Origin of the sequence: uncultured Pseudomonas sp. (assembly GCF_943846705.1) — a bacterium.
In the GTDB taxonomy this organism is placed as follows: Bacteria; Pseudomonadota; Gammaproteobacteria; order Pseudomonadales; family Pseudomonadaceae; genus Aquipseudomonas.
The window spans coordinates 3,681,002-3,699,613 of the sequence record NZ_OX044366.1; the positions used below are offsets into that span (position 1 = coordinate 3,681,002).

The window sequence follows — 18,612 nt, forward strand, 5'->3', positions numbered from 1 at the left end:
TTCGATGTTGGTGCCGACCCTTGAGCCACCCTTCAAGTGTCGGCACCAGCCCTCATCCAGCCCGTCCTGCCGGCGTAAAACTTTGAAAACAGCTTCTGCAAGAAAGCAGCGAAACCTCGGCTAAGCGGCCCATAAAGCCACAAAGCGCTTGGTTTGTTGCTTATCTGGATCGCGTCCCGGACAAGCCTTTGGGACCACTGATGAGGGTAATAACTGTGCTTGAAGCCTACCGCAAACATGTAGCAGAGCGTGCCGCTCAGGGTATCGTGCCCCAGCCGCTGAACGCCGAACAAACCGCAGGCCTGATCGAGCTGCTGAAGTCCCCGCCAGCCGGCGAAGAAGCTTTTCTGCTCGACCTGATTACCAACCGCGTACCGCCAGGTGTCGATGAAGCCGCCTACGTTAAAGCCGGTTTCCTCTCTGCCGTTGCCAAAGGCGAAGCCACTTCCCCGCTGATCAGCAAGCAACACGCTGTTGAGCTGCTGGGCACCATGCAGGGCGGTTACAACATCGCCACTATGGTTGAGTTGCTCGACGACAGCGAACTGGCTGGCGTGACTGCCGAGCAACTGAAGCACACTCTGCTGATGTTTGACGCTTTCCACGACGTCGCTGAAAAAGCCAAAAATGGCAATGCTCACGCTAAAGCCGTGATGCAATCCTGGGCTGACGGCGAGTGGTTCAAGAACCGCCCAACCCTGGCCGAGAAGATCAGCCTGCGCGTATTCAAGGTCACTGGCGAAACCAACACCGACGACCTGTCCCCCGCTCCAGATGCCTGGTCGCGCCCGGATATCCCGCTGCACGCCCTGGCCATGCTGAAAATGGCCCGTGACGGCATCGTGCCGGACGAGCAAGGCGTAACTGGCCCGATGAAGCAAATCGAAGCCATGCGCGGTGAAGGCTTCCCTATCGCTTACGTCGGTGACGTGGTCGGCACTGGCTCCTCGCGTAAATCCGCCACCAACTCGGTGCTGTGGTTCTTCGGCGACGACATCCCGAACGTGCCAAACAAGCGCGCGGGCGGCTTCTGCTTCGGTAGCAAAATTGCTCCGATCTTCTACAACACCATGGAAGATGCTGGCGCTTTGCCGATCGAGTTCGACGTTTCGAACATGCACATGGGCGACGTGATCGATCTGTACCCGCACGCTGGCAAAGTCTGCAAGCACGGTACCGATGAAGTCCTCACCACCTTCGAAATGAAGACCCCGGTGCTGCTTGACGAAGTACGCGCTGGCGGCCGTATTCCGCTGATCATTGGTCGCGGCCTGACCGAGAAAGCCCGTGCCGAACTGGGCTTGGGTCCAACGGACCTGTTCAAACTGCCTGAGCCACCAGCTACCAGCAGCAAGGGTTTCACCCTGGCGCAGAAGATGGTCGGCAAGGCTTGCGGCCTGCCTGAAGGTCAAGGCGTACGCCCTGGCACCTACTGCGAACCGAAGATGACCACCGTCGGCTCGCAAGACACCACTGGTCCGATGACCCGTGACGAGCTGAAAGACCTGGCTTGCCTGGGCTTCTCCGCTGACCTGGTGATGCAGTCGTTCTGCCACACCGCGGCTTACCCAAAGCCAATCGACGTTAACACTCACCACACCCTGCCGGATTTCATCCGCACCCGTGGTGGCGTGTCCCTGCGCCCAGGCGACGGCATCATCCACAGCTGGTTGAACCGCATGCTGCTGCCGGACACCGTCGGCACCGGTGGTGACTCGCACACCCGCTTCCCGATGGGTATCTCGTTCCCAGCCGGTTCCGGCCTTGTCGCGTTCGCTGCAGCCACCGGCGTGATGCCGCTGGATATGCCAGAGTCCATCCTGGTGCGTTTCAAAGGTAAGCTGCAGCCTGGCATCACCCTGCGTGACCTGGTCCATGCGATTCCTTACGCAGCCATCCAGAAAGGCCTGCTGACCGTCGAGAAGAAGGGCAAGGTCAACGCCTTCTCCGGCCGCATCCTCGAAATCGAAGGCCTGGACGACCTGACGGTCGAGCAAGCATTCGAGCTGTCCGATGCCTCCGCCGAGCGCTCCGCTGCCGGTTGCACCATCAAGCTGCCGGAAAAGGCGATTGCCGAGTACCTGCGTTCCAACATCACCCTGCTGCGCTGGATGATTGGCGAAGGCTACGGCGATGCACGCACCCTGGAGCGTCGCGCTCAAGCGATGGAGGCCTGGTTGGCCGATCCTAAGCTGATGACTGCCGACAAAGATGCTGAGTACGCCGAGATCATCGAAATCGATCTGGCCGAGATCAACGAGCCAGTGCTCTGTGCACCGAACGACCCGGACGATGCCCGTCTGCTGTCGAGCGTTGCCGGCGAGAAGATCGACGAAGTGTTCATCGGTTCGTGCATGACCAACATTGGTCACTTCCGCGCCGCCGGTAAGTTGCTGGAAAAAGTCGACGGTTCGCTGCCGACTCGCCTGTGGCTGTCGCCGCCTACCAAGATGGACCAGCACCAGCTGACCGAAGAAGGCTACTACGGCATCTTCGGCAAGGCCGGCGCACGTCTGGAAATGCCAGGCTGCTCGCTGTGCATGGGCAACCAAGCACGCGTTGAGGCGAACTCCACCGTGGTCTCGACGTCGACCCGTAACTTCCCCAACCGTCTGGGCGATGGTGCCAACGTGTACCTATCCTCAGCCGAACTGGCGGCCGTCGCGGCAATCACCGGCAAGCTGCCGACCGTTGAGGAATACATGGTCTACGCGAAGGAAATCGACACCATGGCAGCGGACGTTTACCGCTACCTGAGCTTCGACCAGATCGCCGAGTTCCGTGAAGCTGCTGCGAACGCCAACATTCCGGTCGTGCAAGCTTAACGAGCAACGCATCACGCTGTACGTTTAAAGAAAAGCCCCGCCTAGTGCGGGGCTTTTTCTTTTCCGCCTCGCTAACCCCGCTCAGATAAATGGCATATGCCTTGCTTTGACTGAAGGCCTAAAGCTTTTCCAGCGACGGAAACGGCCTCTCTCGACAACGGTGTCGTGCGTATCGCCAGCCCGAGCTGGCGTTATGCGCGACACCTTTTTTATGTGGGTACGGAAAAACAGCATGAATGAGCACCACATCGATCGCCGCAATAGCCCCGAAAAGCCGGTTCTGAATATCGGTTTTATGGCCCTCACCGATGCAGCCTCAGTCATTGTTGCAGCCACCCAAGGCTTCGCCGAGAAACATGGCCTAACCCTTAATCTGCAGCGCCAAGCCTCCTGGGCGACCCTGCGCGACAAGCTGCTGAGTGGCGAACTGGATGCAGCCCATAGCTTGTATGGCTTGATCTACGGTGTGCAGTTGGGCCTCGGCGGTGCGCCCAGCACGGATATGGCCGTACTGATGGGGCTTAATCAAAACGGCCAGAGCATCAACTTGTCGCCGGCGCTGCAAGCGGCCGGCGTGAGCACTGCTGGCGCACTGGCGCAGCACGCGCACCAGTCTGGGGCAAAATTAACCTTCGCCCAGACGTTCCCCACGGGCACCCATGCCATGTGGCTGAATTACTGGCTGGCCAGCCAAGGCATCCACCCCCTGAGCGATGTTGATAGCGTGGTCGTGCCTCCCGCGCAAATGCTCGCCCACCTCAAAGCCAAACGTATTGATGGTTTTTGCGTTGGCGAGCCGTGGAGTGCTCAGGCCGTGGATGAGCAGATGGGTTTCACCCTGACCACCAGCCAAGCGATCTGGCCCGACCACCCGGAGAAGGTGCTGGGTTGCACCCGTGTATTTGCCGAGCAGCACCCAAACAGCGCTCGCGCCCTGATCATGGCGGTACTGGAAGCCAGCCGGTTTATCGATGAGAGTGAAGAAAACCAACGCAGCACCGCGCAATTGCTCAGCGGCAGCGCATATGTGAATGCGCCACTACCGGCCATCCAGCCGCGTTTTCTCGGCCACTACCAGGATGGTTTGGGCCATGCCTGGCAGGACGCTCATCCATTGCGCTTTCACGCGGGCGGTACGGTCAACCAGCCTTACCTGTCTGACGGCATGTGGTTTATGACCCAGTTCCGCCGCTGGGGCCTGCTCATCGAAGACCCGGATTACCTAGCCATCGCCCGCCAGGTACAGCAACTTGAGCTCTATCGACAGGCGGCCGAGGCACTCGGCATCGACGTACCAGGTGAAATGCGCAGCAGCCAGTTACTCGATGGGCACACTTGGGACGGTAGCGACCCGGCCGGCTATGCACGCAGCTTTGCCCTGCACGCACTGGCAGATGCCCCCACCTGCGCCAAACAGGAGAGCCGTTAATATGCTGCGCATCCTGCTGATCAATGACACGGCGAAGAAAGTCGGTCGCCTGAAAATAGCCCTCAGCGAGGCGGGTTTTGAAGTCATCGATGAATCCGGTTTGACCATCGACTTGCCGGCACGGGTCGAGGCGCTTCGCCCTGACGTGATCCTGATCGACACCGAGTCACCTGGCCGTGACGTCATGGAACAAGTGGTGCTGGTCAGCCGCGACAAGCCTCGCCCGATTGTGATGTTCACTGATGAACACGACCCCGGTGTGATGCGCCAGGCTATCCAGAGCGGTGTCAGCGCCTATATCGTCGAAGGTATTCATGCCCAACGCCTGCAGCCCATTCTCGACGTGGCCATGGCCCGCTTCGAGAGCGATCAGGCGCTGCGCGCGCAGCTGCAGGCGCGTGACGCTCAGCTGGCCGAACGCAAACGCATCGAACTGGCCAAAGGCCTGCTGATGAAGATGAAAAGCTGCGACGAGGAGCAGGCCTACACCCTGATGCGCCGCCAGGCCATGAGTCGCCAGCAAAAGCTGGTGCAGGTGGCCGAACAGATCATCGCCATGCACGATATGCTCGACAGCTAAGAACGCAACGCATGTAGCAGGATTGAGGTGCGCCGCATCGTTACCCGCCGATTAATCCGGTGGCTAACGCTTCGCTCAACCCACCCTACAGCTGTACCCCTAAGATTGACGGCAGCTGCTCTGGACAGCTGAGCCCTGCCCGCTTATCTTCGCCACCTGGCCAGCGCACTGGCCAACGTCGCTCGGACGGTTCCGGGCGCTTACGTATCCGAGGCAAGCATGGCTGACCAAGCTCCGCGCCGCTTTGCGCGCATTGATCGACTCCCCCCCTACGTTTTCAATATCACCGCTGAACTGAAGATGGCCGCACGCCGTCGTGGCGAAGACATCATCGACTTCAGCATGGGCAACCCGGATGGCGCCACGCCACCGCATATCGTCGAAAAGTTGGTGCAAGTGGCCCAGCGCGAAGACACCCACGGCTACTCCACCTCGCGCGGTATTCCGCGTCTGCGCCGTGCCATCTCGCGCTGGTACAAAGACCGCTATGAGGTCGAGATCGACCCGGAAAGCGAAGCCATCGTCACCATCGGCTCCAAGGAAGGTCTCGCGCATTTGATGTTGGCCACCCTGGACCATGGCGACACCGTATTGGTGCCCAACCCCAGCTACCCGATCCACATTTACGGTGCGGTAATCGCCGGCGCACAAGTGCGCTCAGTGCCGCTGGTTCCGGGCGTGGACTTCTTTGCTGAGCTGGAACGGGCGATTCGTGAGTCGATTCCCAAGCCGAAGATGATGATCCTTGGCTTTCCTTCCAACCCCACAGCGCAATGTGTGGAGCTGGACTTCTTCGAACGCGTGGTGACCCTGGCCAAGCAATACGACGTGCTGGTGATTCACGACCTGGCCTACGCCGATATCGTCTACGACGGCTGGAAAGCCCCATCGATCATGCAGGTACCGGGCGCTAAGGACATCGCCGTGGAGTTCTTCACCCTGTCGAAGAGCTACAACATGGCCGGCTGGCGTATCGGCTTTATGGTTGGCAACAAGGAACTGGTCAACGCCCTGGCACGGATCAAGAGCTACCACGACTACGGCACCTTCACCCCATTGCAAGTGGCGGCCATTGCTGCACTGGAAGGCGACCAACAATGCGTGCGCGATATCGCCGAACAGTACCGCCAGCGTCGCAACCTACTGGTCAAGGGCCTGCATGAGCTGGGCTGGATGGTCGAGAACCCGAAAGCCTCGATGTATGTCTGGGCCAAAATCCCTCAGCAATACGCCGATCTCGGCTCGTTGGAATTCGCTAAAAAGCTGCTGCTGGAAGCCAAGGTCTGCGTCTCCCCTGGCATTGGTTTCGGTGATTACGGTGATGACCATGTGCGCTTCGCCCTGATCGAAAACCAAGACCGCACCCGTCAGGCGATTCGCGGGATCAAGGCGATGTTCCGCGCAGATGGCTTGTTACCCGGGCAAAAAGCCAAGGGCGACGAGTAACCTGGCAGGGGGCACCTTAGGGTGCCCTCTACCACTTTTGATAAGTTTTGAATTAACCAAAGTTTTAGCCTCACCTGAAGCTATACAAAGCCCCCTTAAGGCCCCGAGCCGCTCACTAACAAGAATAACGACATCCAAAAACATACATAACAACGTTACACTATGCCCCCACCACATCCAACGCTTTGACTTCAACTTTGCATGCAACACATTATTAGCAAGCACAAACCAGCCTTCAGACACCCCGTACTTAATAGCCGTGCACGTAGTTGAATCCGCTGCTCATGTAGCCGCCGCATATAAAAATACAAGCCAACTGATAATGCGAAATCCTTATCAGCAGCTATACTTTTTCGCAGAACTCCTGCAGGGCATTTAAACCATAAAAACAGACCAAACCCAACCGACTCAATTAAGAGCCCTAGAGAAGTAAACCAACCACAAACACATCACATACACTCAACAAATAATAAACAAACACAAACACCAAGCCACAACAAACCACTAAATACATGAGTTAAGCATTAGGTGTTATCAGCGTCATTCCAAAGTCATAACGCACTTAACTATTGAGTAGAGGGAACAAGCCCATGGCAATCGAGCCATCCGACGACAACCTGTCCGACACTGCTCAGTCGAAGCCACCCGCACCGCACGAGAAGACCGCAAAGCCCCATCCGCCGCTGGAACGCAGCCGATTTGGCGGCACACAACCTAAGCATCAGCGCCATGATGATGACGTGCCGGTGTCACGCAGCGACCTCAGCAAAGGCCCAGATGAATTACTGGAACACGCCACGGTTCATATTAACTGGACCATCTTACTGATCTCGTCCCTGGTGATCCTGGCGTTCTCAGTGTGGGCAATCGTCATGCCGCAAACCGCCCAGATGACGATGAAAAGCGCTGTCGACTGGATTGCAACAAACCTGGGTTGGTACTACGTGCTGACGATGGCGATGGTGATCGGCTTTGTCGTGTGGGTCGCGCTATCCAAAGAAGGCAGCGTACGACTGGGCCCTGACGATTCGCGGCCGCAGTACAAGCTGGGCACTTGGGTGGCGATGCTGTTTGCTGCCGGTGTGGGTATCGACCTACTGTTTTTCTCGGTCACTGGCCCAGTGGTGCAGTACCTGCACCCCCCGTCAGGCGACGGGGCCAGCGCTGCGGCGTTACAAAATGCGGTTGTCTGGACGATGTTTCATTATGGCATTGCCGGTTGGGCAGTATATGCGCTGCTCGGCATGGCGATGGGCTACTTTGCCTACCGCTGGAATATGCCCTTATCGATCCGTGCAGCCCTGTACCCGTTGCTTGGCAAGCGCGTACGCGGCTCACTGGGTGACGGCATCAGCATTATTGCCCTGGTTGGCACGGTGTTTGGTGTTGCCACCACCATGGGTATCGGCGTGGTACTGCTGAACGTAGGGTTTTCGCGGATTTTTGCCTTGGAGCAGGGCCTCACCCTGCAGATCGCGCTGGTTATCGGCGCTGTAGTTCTAACTATTGCGGCCACGACCTCTGGCGTTGATCGCGGTATTCGCTGGATCTCCGAGCTGAACCTGTGGAGCGCTGTAGCGATGATGGCCTATATCCTTATCGCGGGGCAGACGGCATTTCTGTTGAATGCGCTTGTTGAAAACATTGGTCAGTTCTTGGTTACGCTTCCCTCACGCATGCTGCAAACCTTTGCTTACGTGCCCGGAAGCAGTGAGTGGATGGGGAGCTGGACGCTGTTTTTCTGGGCGTTCTGGCTGGCCTGGGGACCGTTCGTTGGAGTTTTTCTAGCCCGCATTTCACGCGGGCGTACGCTGCGCGAGTTCGTGATTGCAGCCATCACAGTGCCTGTACTGTGCGACTTCATTATCGTTTCACTGTTCGGCAATTCGGCCCTGTACCAAGTGCTACAAGGCAATACGGCGTTCGCCGAGCTCGCGGTACGCAACCCGGAGCAAGGTTGGTACGCGCTGCTGGAAATGTTCCCTGGGGCGATATTCCTGATCTGCCTGGCAACGTTTTCAGGGCTGCTGTTTTACCTCACGAGTGCAAACTCGGGCGCGATGGTCATGTCCAATTTCTCAGCCTCGATCCCGGATCCGGCACAGGATGGGCCTAAGTGGCTGCGCATCTTCTGGGCCGTGCTAACCGCTGTGCTCACTGTGGCCATGTTGCTCGCAGGTGGCGTGCTGACGATGGAGTATGCAACGCTGATTTTTGCCTTACCGGTCACGGTTATCGCTTATCTGGTGATGGCCTCGTTCTATAAGGCGCTGCGCATCGAGCGCGCCGAGCGCGAAGGGCAAGTCCTGCGCAGACCTTCGATCGCCGCCAGTGGCGGTCATGTGCCCGAACGCTCATGGAAACAGCGGCTTGGTAGCCTGCTGGCCTACCCGTCGCGGCGCGAGGTGAGTCATTTCCTGGAGCGCACGGTGGTTCCTGCGCTTGATGACATAGCCGCCGAATTCCGCAACCAAGACTACACGGTAGAACGGAGCAACCTGACCAATGCAACCGGCATTGAAGGGCCATTATTGCGAGTGTCGATGGGCGAACTACCGGCCTTTCACTACCAAATTTCGATGGTCGAAGCGCCGGTGCCGACGTTCAGCGGCAAGATGTCACTGGAGACTGACGTTTACTATCGGCTTGAGGTGTTTAGCGAGAGCGGTTCGGGCGGCTATGACCTGATGGGTCTTACCAAGCAACAATTGATAGACGATGTACTGGAACAGTATGAAGCGCATATTGCACGTCTCACACAGCCTGCGCTGCCGAAGGACAATGAAGATGCCTAGGGTCGCAAACATAAGCAAGCTTACAACCATTCGATGATTGCAATAAGCACGCAGACTATATACGCACAACCACTTTAATTGACCGATAAAGTCATACAACTCATCACGAAGCTGACGCCCTATAAAATCAGTATTCACTCTAAAAATCCGGCCTATTAAATTAGGACGGATTAAACTAATAGCATTACCGGCGATAGAGAATCGAATAGGCTTAATTTAAGTTATGCGATAGCAGTGCACGGATAAACCTAGAGGGTCTGTTCCAAGTTCGTATCGGCAACATGAGTCGCCGGTACAGCACACAAGCGCTTCAACCCGAGTAATCCAACACTGTCCACACTCGGCTAAGACCATCAGTAATCACGCAGCCGTTTTGTCCCAACTGATTGCTACTGTGCAATGACATCCGGTTAGTCATGCCATCGGCTGCATCCGAACGTTCGCTCAGCCATTGCACGCGGCCGCAGTTGGCCGTCTCGATCACGTAGCTGGCTGCGACAGCTGAGCCCTCGCTCGGTTGCTTGATTACGTCCACCACCGTGCCACGCTCTTCGACACGTATGCCGTCGAATACCAGCACGGCCCAGGCCTGGCTGTTTTCGATCACCAAGTAGGTGCCATTGGCTCGGGGTTGATCCAGTTGCGGTTGCGCACAGCCGGCCAAAAGACCCAGCAGCACAAGTGTCATCAGCATCTGTTGCATTGTTAGCGACTCCTTTGCAGTGCTTGCCGCCATTGGCTCAGCGAGCCAATGGCGCGAGTGATCGAGTAGGTACGCTTAAAGCCTTGGGCTTACTATTATCGAACACTGTTTATTTGTACAGTATTTTTCAACTACCCTTGGCCATGCCACCCAACCAACCGCACAGACCGGCAAACGAGCCTGTACAAGGTGCTAACAGGAGTATTCAGATGCGCGACGTCCTACTGATGAAAGACAGCGTAAACCGCATGCCCCTGGAAAAAATCCGGGGCATCGTCAAAGAATTACAACTAGAAGGCATCGTTACCGAGGGCAAGACGCCGTTCACACGGGTGCACTTCAATACCTGCTTTGCCGAGATTGAAGCCTTGCTACAGCGGGCGGGCTATCACCGGCAACTGGACGTGGTCGGCTACCAGGGGCTGGCCTATGCCATGTTCGACCCCGCCCGTTGGGAGGCCGTGGAGGTGCTGCGCTGGCTCAAGGCGCTTGTGGAAGAGGCGCAGGGTAAAGCGCTGGCGCGCTAGGCCGCTGCAACCAACAAACACGTCGATTACGCAGCACCAAGTCGAAGCACAAGTCGCCAGCGGTGGCTCGGTTTGCACAGCATTGGCTCGCTATTACGCTGAAAGCTGGTTTTAAGAAAAGCTTAAACGTCAGCATGGAGGCCCCGAGCGAGGATTAATTTCTCAGCTTAAACATATGATTTATATGCGTATTAATACCTTACACAGCTACACATGGCCGTATCGATACGAACAGGTTAAGCACGCATGGCATCCCTCAGCAAGGAACTGGCAAGGCCCTTGCAAATAACCTCCTAGACACTACACACGTCTTCGGATCGCCAACGGCGGTGATCGGGACGAAATTGACAAAGACGTCAAAGACACTCAGCCAAACCTGGCAGAGCTGTCTGCGACGTCTTTTTTCGTTTCTGGGACTTGAGGAAGCACTATGCGCCACTCCACCACTCGCCGCTCGCTACTGAAAAAAACCCTGTCTGGACTTGGCTGTGCCGCAATCATGCTGCTGTCGCCGTTAAGTCTGCAGATCGCCCTGGCCGCAGAGCCGGAAAAGGATGAACTTAAGTTCGGCTTTATCAAGCTGACTGATATGGCGCCGTTAGCCATCGCTTATGAGAAAGGCTTTTTCGAGGATGAAGGGCTCTACGTGACCCTCGAAGCCCAAGCCAACTGGAAGGTGCTGCTGGACCGGGTGATTGATGGCGAACTGGACGGGGCGCACATGCTTTCCGGCCAGCCGATTGGCGCCACCATCGGCTTCGGCACTAAAGCCGACGTGGTCACCGCCTTCACCATGGACCTCAACGGCAATGCCATCACCGTCTCCAATGCAGTCTGGGATCAAATGAAGCCGCATGTGCCCATGGCCGATGGCAAGCCCGTACACCCGATCAAGGCCGATGCCCTTAAGCCGGTGATCGAGTCATTCAATGCCAACGGTAAAAGCTTCAACCTCGGCATGGTATTTCCGGTCTCCACGCACAACTACGAGCTGCGCTATTGGCTCGCCGCTGGCGGCATCCACCCGGGTTATTACGCGCCACATAAAGGCGATAGCAGCGGCCAGATCGACGCCAAGGCGCTGCTTTCGGTGACCCCGCCACCGCAGATGCCAGCCACCCTGGAAGCAGGCACCATCCACGGTTACAGCGTCGGCGAACCGTGGAACCAAGCGGCCGTATTCAAAGGCATTGGCGTGCCGGTAGTTGCCGACTATTCCATCCGCAAAAATATGTCGGAGAAGGTTTTTGGCGTTTCGAAAAGCTGGGCCGCCGCCAACCCGGAAACCCATAAGCGTGTGGTCAAGGCGCTGATTCGCGCTGGGCACTGGCTGGATGCCGACAACAACGCCAATCGCGCAGAAGCGGTGCAGATCCTTTCCCGCCCCGAGTACGTGGGCGCCGATGCAAAGGTGATCGCCAACTCCATGACCGGCACCTTCGAGTATGAGAAAGGTGACAAACGCAAGGTTCCCGATTTCAACGTGTTCTTCCGCTACAACGCCACCTACCCCTATTACTCCGATGCGGTGTGGTACCTGACGCAAATGCGCCGCTGGGGGCAGATCGCCGAAGCCAAGCCGGACAGTTGGTACTTAGAGACCGCCAAGCAGGTTTACCTGCCAGCGATCTACCGTGAAGCTGCCGCCGAACTGGTTGCCGAAGGCAAGTTCACCACCAACGATTTCCCGCCGGCAAATGACGACGGCTTCCGTGCACCGCTGACCGACACCATTGATGGTGTGCCTTATGACGGCCGCAAGCCGAATGCCTACCTTGAGCAATTCAAGATCGGCCTCAAAGGCGACACGCAACTCTAATTGGCTTCCCGGAGCCGGCTCGCTGGCTCCTTCCCACACTGAGGACAGGACGATGAGCAACCCGAGCGTCGCCACCCCGATTACTGCAACTCTCAAGTCAGCGCGCAGCAGTGCGCTGGTTAAACGCTGGGCACCGGCAATGATTTTGCCCCTGCTGGGCATCCTCGGTTTTCTGCTCTGCTGGCAGCTGGTAGCCAACAACATCCAGACCAGCCTGGGCCAGTTTCCCGGGCCGGTTCAGGTGTCCGAACAGTTTTCCGGTCTGGTCAGCGCTCATTTCAAAGAGCGTGAGAAGGCCAGCAAGTTCTACGAGCGCCAAGACGTTCGCAATGCAGCCCTGCTGGCGAAAAACCCAGAGGCCGAGATAAAAGTGCGCCCCTACACCGGCAAGCCAAGCTTTATTCAGCAGATTTTCACCAGCCTCTACACGGTGATGGCCGGCTTTATCATTGCCTCACTGATTGCTATTCCACTGGGCATCATCTGCGGCCTGAGCAAGGGCATCTACACCGCTATCAACCCGCTAATTCAGGTATTCAAGCCGGTTTCGCCTTTGGCCTGGTTGCCACTGGTGACCATGCTGGTGAGCGCACTCTACGTCAGCGACGACCCGCTGTTCGCCAAGTCATTTCTCACCTCGGCAATCACCGTTGCGCTGTGCTGCTTATGGCCAACGGTGATCAATACCACGGTCGGGGTTGCCAGCATTGAGCAGGACCTCAACAACGTCAGCAAAGTGCTCAGCCTCTCGCCACTCTCGCATGTGCGACGCATCGTTCTGCCGGCTGCCGTGCCGATGATTTTCACCGGCCTGCGCATGTCGCTGGGCACCGGTTGGATGGTGCTGATCGCCGCCGAGATGCTGGCGCAAAACCCGGGGCTGGGGAAATTTATCTGGGACGAGTTCCAGAATGGCAGCTCCAGCTCGCTGGGCCGCATCATGGTGGCGGTCATCGTCATCGGCTTGATCGGCTTCGTCCTTGACCGCCTCATGCTCCTGCTGCAACGCCAGTTCAGCTGGGACAAGAATGCCGTACTGCGCTAATCAGGAGACATCTTATGAGCCACTCACACCTCGAACTCAGCGGCGTTGGCATCGACTTCCCCACCGACAAGGGCATTTACCGCGCCCTGCAAAACGTCAACCTGCGCATCGACAAAGGCGAGTTTGTCTCGCTGATCGGCCACTCCGGTTGCGGCAAATCCACGGTGCTGAACATAGTCGCCGGCCTGCACAAGGCCACCATGGGCGGCGTCATTCTTGACGGCCGTGAGGTCGACGAGCCTGGCCCCGAACGCGCCGTGGTGTTCCAGAATCACAGCCTGCTGCCCTGGCTGAGTTGCTACCAGAATGTCGAACTGGCGGTACGCCAGGTGTTCCAGGGTAAAAAGTCGCGCAGCGAAATGCGCGAGTGGATTGAACACAACCTCGCCCTAGTGCACATGACGCAGGCCAAAGACAAACGCCCAAGCGAGATATCCGGCGGCATGAAGCAGCGCATTGGCATTGCCCGCGCCTTGGCCATGCAGCCCAAGGTGTTGCTGATGGATGAGCCATTTGGCGCACTGGACGCCCTCACCCGCGCCCACCTGCAGGACTCTTTGATGGACATTCATGCTGACCTGGGCAACACCGTGATCATGATCACCCACGATGTCGACGAGGCCGTACTGCTGTCTGACCGCATCGTAATGATGGGCAACGGCCCAGCCGCCAGCGTGGGGGAAACTCTCAAGGTCGACCTGGCGCGCCCGCGTGACCGTCTGGCCCTGGCCAATGATCCGCAATACCACGCGTACCGCACGGCGGTGCTGGAGTTTCTCTACCAGCGCCAGCAGCGGCCAGCCGCTTAGGGCTAAGACTGTGCCGATGCGCCAAGCGCGTCGGCATAACCTTGAGCAGCGGCAATACAGCGCGGGCAGTCGCCCAACACCACACGGACCTGGCACCTAGCGGAGCGCTGCATCCAGCGCTGCCGCGCAGGCGTGAACAAGGTAGTATTTGCCCCCCTGATAATAACGACCGGATGCTGGCATGGCCCGCCTGACCCTAGACTTCCCTGAAGACCAGTTCTGCTACAGCACCCACCTCACCGTGCGCGTGACCGATATCAACGCCGCCAATCACCTGGGTAACGACTCGATGATCTCGATGATCTCCGAGGCGCGCGCGCGTTTTCTGTTCGAGTTCGGTATTGAGGAAACCCAGGAGGATGGCACCGGCATCATCGTCACGGACCTGGCCACCACCTACCGCGCTGAAGCCCATGCCCGCGATCAGTTGTTGTTCGAGGTCGGCGTGATGGACTTCAACGCCTATGGCGGCGACATCACCTTCCGCATCACTCGCCCGGCCGACGGTGTGCTGGTGGCCATGGCTAAGTCTGGTTTCGTGTTCTTTAACTACAAACTGGGCAAAGTGGTGCAGATGCCGGCAGCGTTCAGCAGTAAATTTGGCAAGGTCAATTGGCTCAGTAAATAGCGTTGTCCCGCACTGACCGCCTGCACTTTGCTGTTTGTGCAAAGAAACAGGCTTGAGTACGCATTTTTTGCGCAATTAACGCGTACTGCCACGACAGCTGGCACATGCTCTGCTACGCCTTAGGCATAACGATAAAAGCAGGGGAATTACATGCCAACCACGCACAGCCATATCCGTCACGCCGGCGCGTTGAGCAACCTTCTCGCGCTGGCTCTGCTGACCCTCCCCTTACCGACACACGCTTCGTCCACCGCCAGCTGTGCCAGCTGCATAAGCCAAGTGTCAACGCATTCAACAGCCCAGTCTGAGCCAAGCCATCTTAGGGTGTCGCGCCCATCTGCCGCGCTCAACCCTGGCACCATGCGCGCACTGTTTGAGAGCGCACTAAAACGATAGCGCCTCTTTTTACAGCAAAAAATCCCCTCTAGGCTCCAACACGCCACGTGACACAAGGGTTTCGCCTGGTTGGCGCAGCTCTTGCTATAGCCAATACACAGTTAGCCAAAGGTGGCTGCTCAATAAACGACAACGACGTCGCATAAACCACCCCTAGCGGGGATCGGTTTATGCGACGTTTTGCGTTTAACGCCCCAGCGTTTGGGGCCAGTACCTGCTCTGTGATCCAGAGCCTGTGCTGATCACTCTCTCAACCCAGCTGTGGCTTCGGCCTCAGGGTGGCGTACCACAAGTACACCACCTCCTCGGTGGGTGGCGACCGCCGTGTCCACGACCATGGCGTACGACACCCACCGAGATCCTTTTTTGCTGAATGAGGTTTTTGATGAATACAAGTTTCTGGAAATCCGGCCACACCCCAACCCTGTTCGCCGCGTTTCTGTATTTCGACCTGAGCTTCATGGTCTGGTACCTACTCGGCCCAATGGCCGTGCAGATTGCCACCGCACTTGAGCTGAGCGCCCAACAACGTGGCCTGATGGTCGCCACGCCAATTCTGGCTGGCGCCGTGTTGCGCATTGTCATGGGCTTTGCTGCTGATCGCCTGTCACCCAAGACAGCTGGTCTGACGGGCCAAGTCATTGTGATTGTGGCGCTGTTCTGCGCCTGGCAGGTCGGCGTCAGCAGCTACGAGCAGATATTACTGCTCGGCCTGTTTCTCGGCGTTGCCGGAGCCGCTTTCGCCGTAGCATTACCACTGGCGTCGCAGTGGTACCCGCCGCAACACCAGGGCACAGCCATGGGTATTGCCGGCGCGGGTAACTCCGGCACGGTTCTGGCCGCACTGTTCGCGCCAGTCTTGGCGGCCGCCTTCGGCTGGCAGAACGTTTTCGGTTGGGCGTTGATTCCGCTGCTGGCAAGCCTGCTGATCTTCGCCCTGCTGGCCAAGAACGCGCCCGAGCGTCCCAAGCCAAAAGCCATGGCTGATTACTTGAAAGCCCTCGGCGACCGTGACAGCTGGTGGTTCATGTTTTTCTACAGCGTGACCTTTGGCGGGTTTATTGGCCTGGCCAGCGCCCTGCCTGGTTATTTCAACGACCAGTACGGCCTCAGCCCGGTGACCGCTGGCTACTACACCGCCGCCTGTGTCTGCGCTGGCAGCCTGATGCGGCCACTCGGTGGCGCATTGGCCGACCGTATTGGTGGTATCCGCTCGCTGCTGATGATGTACACCCTGGCCTCGCTGAGCATTGCCGCGGTGGGCTTCAACCTGGAAAGCGCAACCGCCGCACTCACCCTGTTCGTCACCGCCATGCTCGGCCTCGGCGCGGGTAACGGCGCAGTATTCCAGCTGGTGCCACAGCGTTTTCGCAAGGAAATCGGCGTAATGACCGGGCTGATCGGCATGGCCGGTGGCATTGGCGGCTTCCTGCTCGCCGCCGGCCTAGGCACCATCAAGCAACAAACCGGTGACTATCAGCTGGGCCTATGGCTGTTCGCCAGCCTTGGCGTACTGGCCTGGTTCGGCCTGTATGGCGTTAAGCTGCGCTGGCGTACCACCTGGGGCAGCGCCGCAGTCACTGCCGCCCGCGTATAGTTGCACCAATACAGGGGGATGATGCTGAGCTCATCCCCCTGAACACCCAGAGCTTAGCCGGCCACCTAATCAGGAATTTCAGCATGGCGTTGCAACTGTCCTTCGGTGAAGCCAGCGCCATTGGCCCGCGTAGCGAAAATCAGGATGCCATTCGCGTGGTCACGCCTGCTCCAGCTCTGGCAGCCAGCAAAGGTTACCTGTTTGCCCTCGCTGACGGCGTCAGCCAATGCGCCGACGGCGGCCTAGCGGCCCGCGCCACCCTGCAAGCCCTCGCCCTGGATTACTACTCCACCCCGGAAACCTGGGCGGTTGCCCACGCTTTAGACCGTGTATTGGTGGCCCACAACCGCTGGCTGCAAGCCAATGGCGGCGGCCAACCCTTGCTTACCACGCTCAGCGCGCTGATCTTGCGCGGGCGACGTTTCACCTTGGCGCATGTCGGCGATTGCCGCGCCTATCGCTGGCTGGCCGGCAAGCTTGAGCGCCTGAGTGAGGATCATGTGTGGGAACAACCAGGCATGCAGCATGTGCTCAAGCGCGCCATGGGCCTGGATCAGCACCTAGCGATGGACTATCTGGATGGCGAACTGCGCCAGGGCGAATGCTTCGTCTTGGTCAGCGACGGCGTCTGGGCCACTTTGGGTGACGTTGGCATTCAGCGCATTTTGCACGATGAACAGGATCTGCCAGCCGCCAGCCAGGCGCTGGTCAATGCGGCGCACCTAGCCGGCAGTCAGGATAATGCCAGCGCGCTCCTGCTGCGCGTCGATGCGCTGCCAGAAACTGATCTGGCCGACACCTTGGCGCAATTGCAGCACTGGCCGCTACCGGTAAAACTGCGCGAGGGTCAAAGCTTCGAAGGCTGGCAGGTTGAACGCCTGCTCGCCGAGTCACGTCAATCGCTGGTCTACCGTGTACGTGACGCCCAAGCACGACGCTGGCTACTGAAAACCCTGCCAAGCGGGCGCAATGACGAACCGCAAGCCGGCTCCGCGCTACTGCTCGAAGAGTGGTTTTTACGCCGCGTAGCCGGACGCTTCTTTGCCGACGTACATCCGCTGCCACATCGCCAGCACCTGTATTACGTGCAACGCGAATACGCCGGACAGACCCTCGCCAAGCACATTCGCCTAAGTGGTCCGCTCGGCCTGCCGGAATGGCTGGATATTGCCCCGCGCCTGATTAAAGCCCTAGGCATGCTGCACCGGCGCAATATTCTGCACCGTGATATCAAGCCGGAGAACCTACTGTGGGGTGATGACGGCGAGTTACGGGTAATCGATTTCGGCCTGGCTTACTGCCCAGGCCTGAGTCGTGATGAGGCTTGCGAGTTACCTGGCACCCCCAGTTATATCGCACCTGAAGCCTTCACCGGCAGCGCGCCTAGCCCGCAGCAGGATCTCTACAGCGCCGGCGTAACCTTGTATTTTCTACTCACCGGGCACTACCCCTATGGCGAAATTGAAGCCTTTCAGCACCCGCGCTTTGGCCAACCGACTCCAGCCAGTCGCTACCGCCCTGATTTGCCCAGCTGGGTCGACGACAGCCTCAACCGCGCCATCAATGCTGACCCCAAACAGCGCTATGAAACCGCCGAAGAATGGCTACTCAACCTTGAGCAGACAGAGCGTAAAGCGCTCAGCAGCCGGCCACGCCCATTACTGGAGCGCGAACCGCTGTTGGTCTGGCGCAGCGTGGCATTGTTTTCCCTGTTATTGAACTTGGCGCTGCTGATCGGATTACTGCGATAAAAGCACCACGGTACTTGCACCAACGCGGCGCAAAACGCCTCTAAACGGTGCAATAGATATTCAGGTTCTGCCTGTAAGCCACGATAAGCCTTATAAAACACCACCTAGTCAGTTGGCACAGGCCCTGCATTGTTAATTACACAATGTAATAAATCGCGACCTCAACGAAGACGGTCGTACTTCCCGATAAAACGGGACTTGGACAAAGGCGTCCTCGCTAGATAGCTAGCGGGACGCCTTTTTTGTTTTTACCTACGTTTTA

13 protein-coding genes are annotated in these 18,612 nt (G+C 58.0%); 12 read left to right on the forward strand and 1 reads right to left on the reverse strand.

From position 1 onward, the window contains the following. Positions 1–215: 215 nt before the first annotated feature. From acnB to betT, 5 genes are all read left to right on the forward strand, one after another. Positions 216–2,825 carry a bifunctional aconitate hydratase 2/2-methylisocitrate dehydratase gene (acnB, locus tag Q0V31_RS17185; RefSeq protein WP_298191122.1) on the forward strand — a complete coding sequence of 870 codons (2,610 nt, stop codon included), beginning with the start codon at positions 216–218 and terminating at the stop codon, positions 2,823–2,825. Between the two features lie 232 nt (positions 2,826–3,057). Next, the gene (locus Q0V31_RS17190; protein ID WP_298189736.1) at positions 3,058–4,254 is read left to right on the forward strand and encodes a CmpA/NrtA family ABC transporter substrate-binding protein; all 1,197 of its coding nucleotides are present in this window, start codon (positions 3,058–3,060) and stop codon (positions 4,252–4,254) included. A 1-nt stretch (position 4,255) separates the two neighbouring features. Further along, a complete protein-coding gene (locus tag Q0V31_RS17195; protein WP_298189738.1) occupies positions 4,256–4,834 on the forward strand; it encodes an ANTAR domain-containing protein in 579 nt (192 codons plus the stop codon). 219 nt (positions 4,835–5,053) lie between these two features. Then, positions 5,054–6,280 (forward strand): alanine transaminase, encoded by a 1,227-nt coding sequence (gene alaC / locus Q0V31_RS17200; RefSeq protein ID WP_298189740.1) that lies wholly within the window; start codon positions 5,054–5,056, stop codon positions 6,278–6,280. Between the two features lie 590 nt (positions 6,281–6,870). Next, positions 6,871–9,075: a choline BCCT transporter BetT gene (gene betT / locus Q0V31_RS17205; RefSeq protein WP_298189742.1), complete on the forward strand. Its 2,205-nt coding sequence runs from the start codon at positions 6,871–6,873 to the stop codon at positions 9,073–9,075. Positions 9,076–9,385: 310 nt separating this feature from the next. On the opposite strand, the gene Q0V31_RS17210 is transcribed toward betT, so the two are convergent. Beyond that, positions 9,386–9,778 carry a hypothetical protein gene (locus tag Q0V31_RS17210; RefSeq protein WP_298189744.1) on the reverse strand — a complete coding sequence of 131 codons (393 nt, stop codon included), beginning with the start codon at positions 9,776–9,778 and terminating at the stop codon, positions 9,386–9,388. A gap of 209 nt (positions 9,779–9,987) precedes the next feature. Here Q0V31_RS17210 and Q0V31_RS17215 point away from each other — a divergent pair, with 209 nt between their 5' ends. The 7 genes from Q0V31_RS17215 (at position 9,988) to Q0V31_RS17245 (ending at position 18,350) form a co-directional block, all read left to right on the forward strand. Next, positions 9,988–10,305: a transcriptional regulator gene (locus Q0V31_RS17215; RefSeq protein WP_298189746.1), complete on the forward strand. Its 318-nt coding sequence runs from the start codon at positions 9,988–9,990 to the stop codon at positions 10,303–10,305. 430 nt (positions 10,306–10,735) lie between these two features. Further along, positions 10,736–12,124 (forward strand): CmpA/NrtA family ABC transporter substrate-binding protein, encoded by a 1,389-nt coding sequence (locus Q0V31_RS17220; RefSeq protein WP_298189748.1) that lies wholly within the window; start codon positions 10,736–10,738, stop codon positions 12,122–12,124. 52 nt (positions 12,125–12,176) lie between these two features. Next, positions 12,177–13,169 (forward strand): ABC transporter permease, encoded by a 993-nt coding sequence (locus Q0V31_RS17225; protein ID WP_298189752.1) that lies wholly within the window; start codon positions 12,177–12,179, stop codon positions 13,167–13,169. Between the two features lie 14 nt (positions 13,170–13,183). Then, positions 13,184–13,978, forward strand: coding sequence for an ABC transporter ATP-binding protein (locus tag Q0V31_RS17230; RefSeq protein ID WP_298189754.1), 795 nt, complete (start codon positions 13,184–13,186; stop codon positions 13,976–13,978). Positions 13,979–14,159: 181 nt separating this feature from the next. Then, a complete protein-coding gene (locus tag Q0V31_RS17235) occupies positions 14,160–14,606 on the forward strand; it encodes a thioesterase family protein (protein ID WP_298189757.1) in 447 nt (148 codons plus the stop codon). A gap of 781 nt (positions 14,607–15,387) precedes the next feature. After that, the gene (locus Q0V31_RS17240) at positions 15,388–16,599 is read left to right on the forward strand and encodes a nitrate/nitrite transporter (RefSeq protein WP_298189759.1); all 1,212 of its coding nucleotides are present in this window, start codon (positions 15,388–15,390) and stop codon (positions 16,597–16,599) included. Positions 16,600–16,682: 83 nt separating this feature from the next. Then, positions 16,683–18,350 (forward strand): bifunctional protein-serine/threonine kinase/phosphatase, encoded by a 1,668-nt coding sequence (locus tag Q0V31_RS17245; RefSeq protein WP_298189761.1) that lies wholly within the window; start codon positions 16,683–16,685, stop codon positions 18,348–18,350. Positions 18,351–18,612: the final 262 nt, after the last annotated feature.

Coding starts and splice junctions, on each gene's coding strand:
- Q0V31_RS17230 (WP_298189754.1), top strand. CDS start 13,184: ATGAGCCACTCACACCTCGAACTCAGCGGCGTTGGCATCGACTTCCCC.
- Q0V31_RS17190 (WP_298189736.1), top strand. CDS start 3,058: ATGAATGAGCACCACATCGATCGCCGCAATAGCCCCGAAAAGCCGGTT.
- Q0V31_RS17220 (WP_298189748.1), top strand. CDS start 10,736: ATGCGCCACTCCACCACTCGCCGCTCGCTACTGAAAAAAACCCTGTCT.
- Q0V31_RS17210 (WP_298189744.1), bottom strand. CDS start 9,778: ATGCAACAGATGCTGATGACACTTGTGCTGCTGGGTCTTTTGGCCGGC.
- betT (WP_298189742.1), top strand. CDS start 6,871: ATGGCAATCGAGCCATCCGACGACAACCTGTCCGACACTGCTCAGTCG.
- Q0V31_RS17235 (WP_298189757.1), top strand. CDS start 14,160: ATGGCCCGCCTGACCCTAGACTTCCCTGAAGACCAGTTCTGCTACAGC.
- Q0V31_RS17245 (WP_298189761.1), top strand. CDS start 16,683: ATGGCGTTGCAACTGTCCTTCGGTGAAGCCAGCGCCATTGGCCCGCGT.
- Q0V31_RS17195 (WP_298189738.1), top strand. CDS start 4,256: ATGCTGCGCATCCTGCTGATCAATGACACGGCGAAGAAAGTCGGTCGC.
- alaC (WP_298189740.1), top strand. CDS start 5,054: ATGGCTGACCAAGCTCCGCGCCGCTTTGCGCGCATTGATCGACTCCCC.
- Q0V31_RS17240 (WP_298189759.1), top strand. CDS start 15,388: ATGAATACAAGTTTCTGGAAATCCGGCCACACCCCAACCCTGTTCGCC.
- Q0V31_RS17215 (WP_298189746.1), top strand. CDS start 9,988: ATGCGCGACGTCCTACTGATGAAAGACAGCGTAAACCGCATGCCCCTG.
- Q0V31_RS17225 (WP_298189752.1), top strand. CDS start 12,177: ATGAGCAACCCGAGCGTCGCCACCCCGATTACTGCAACTCTCAAGTCA.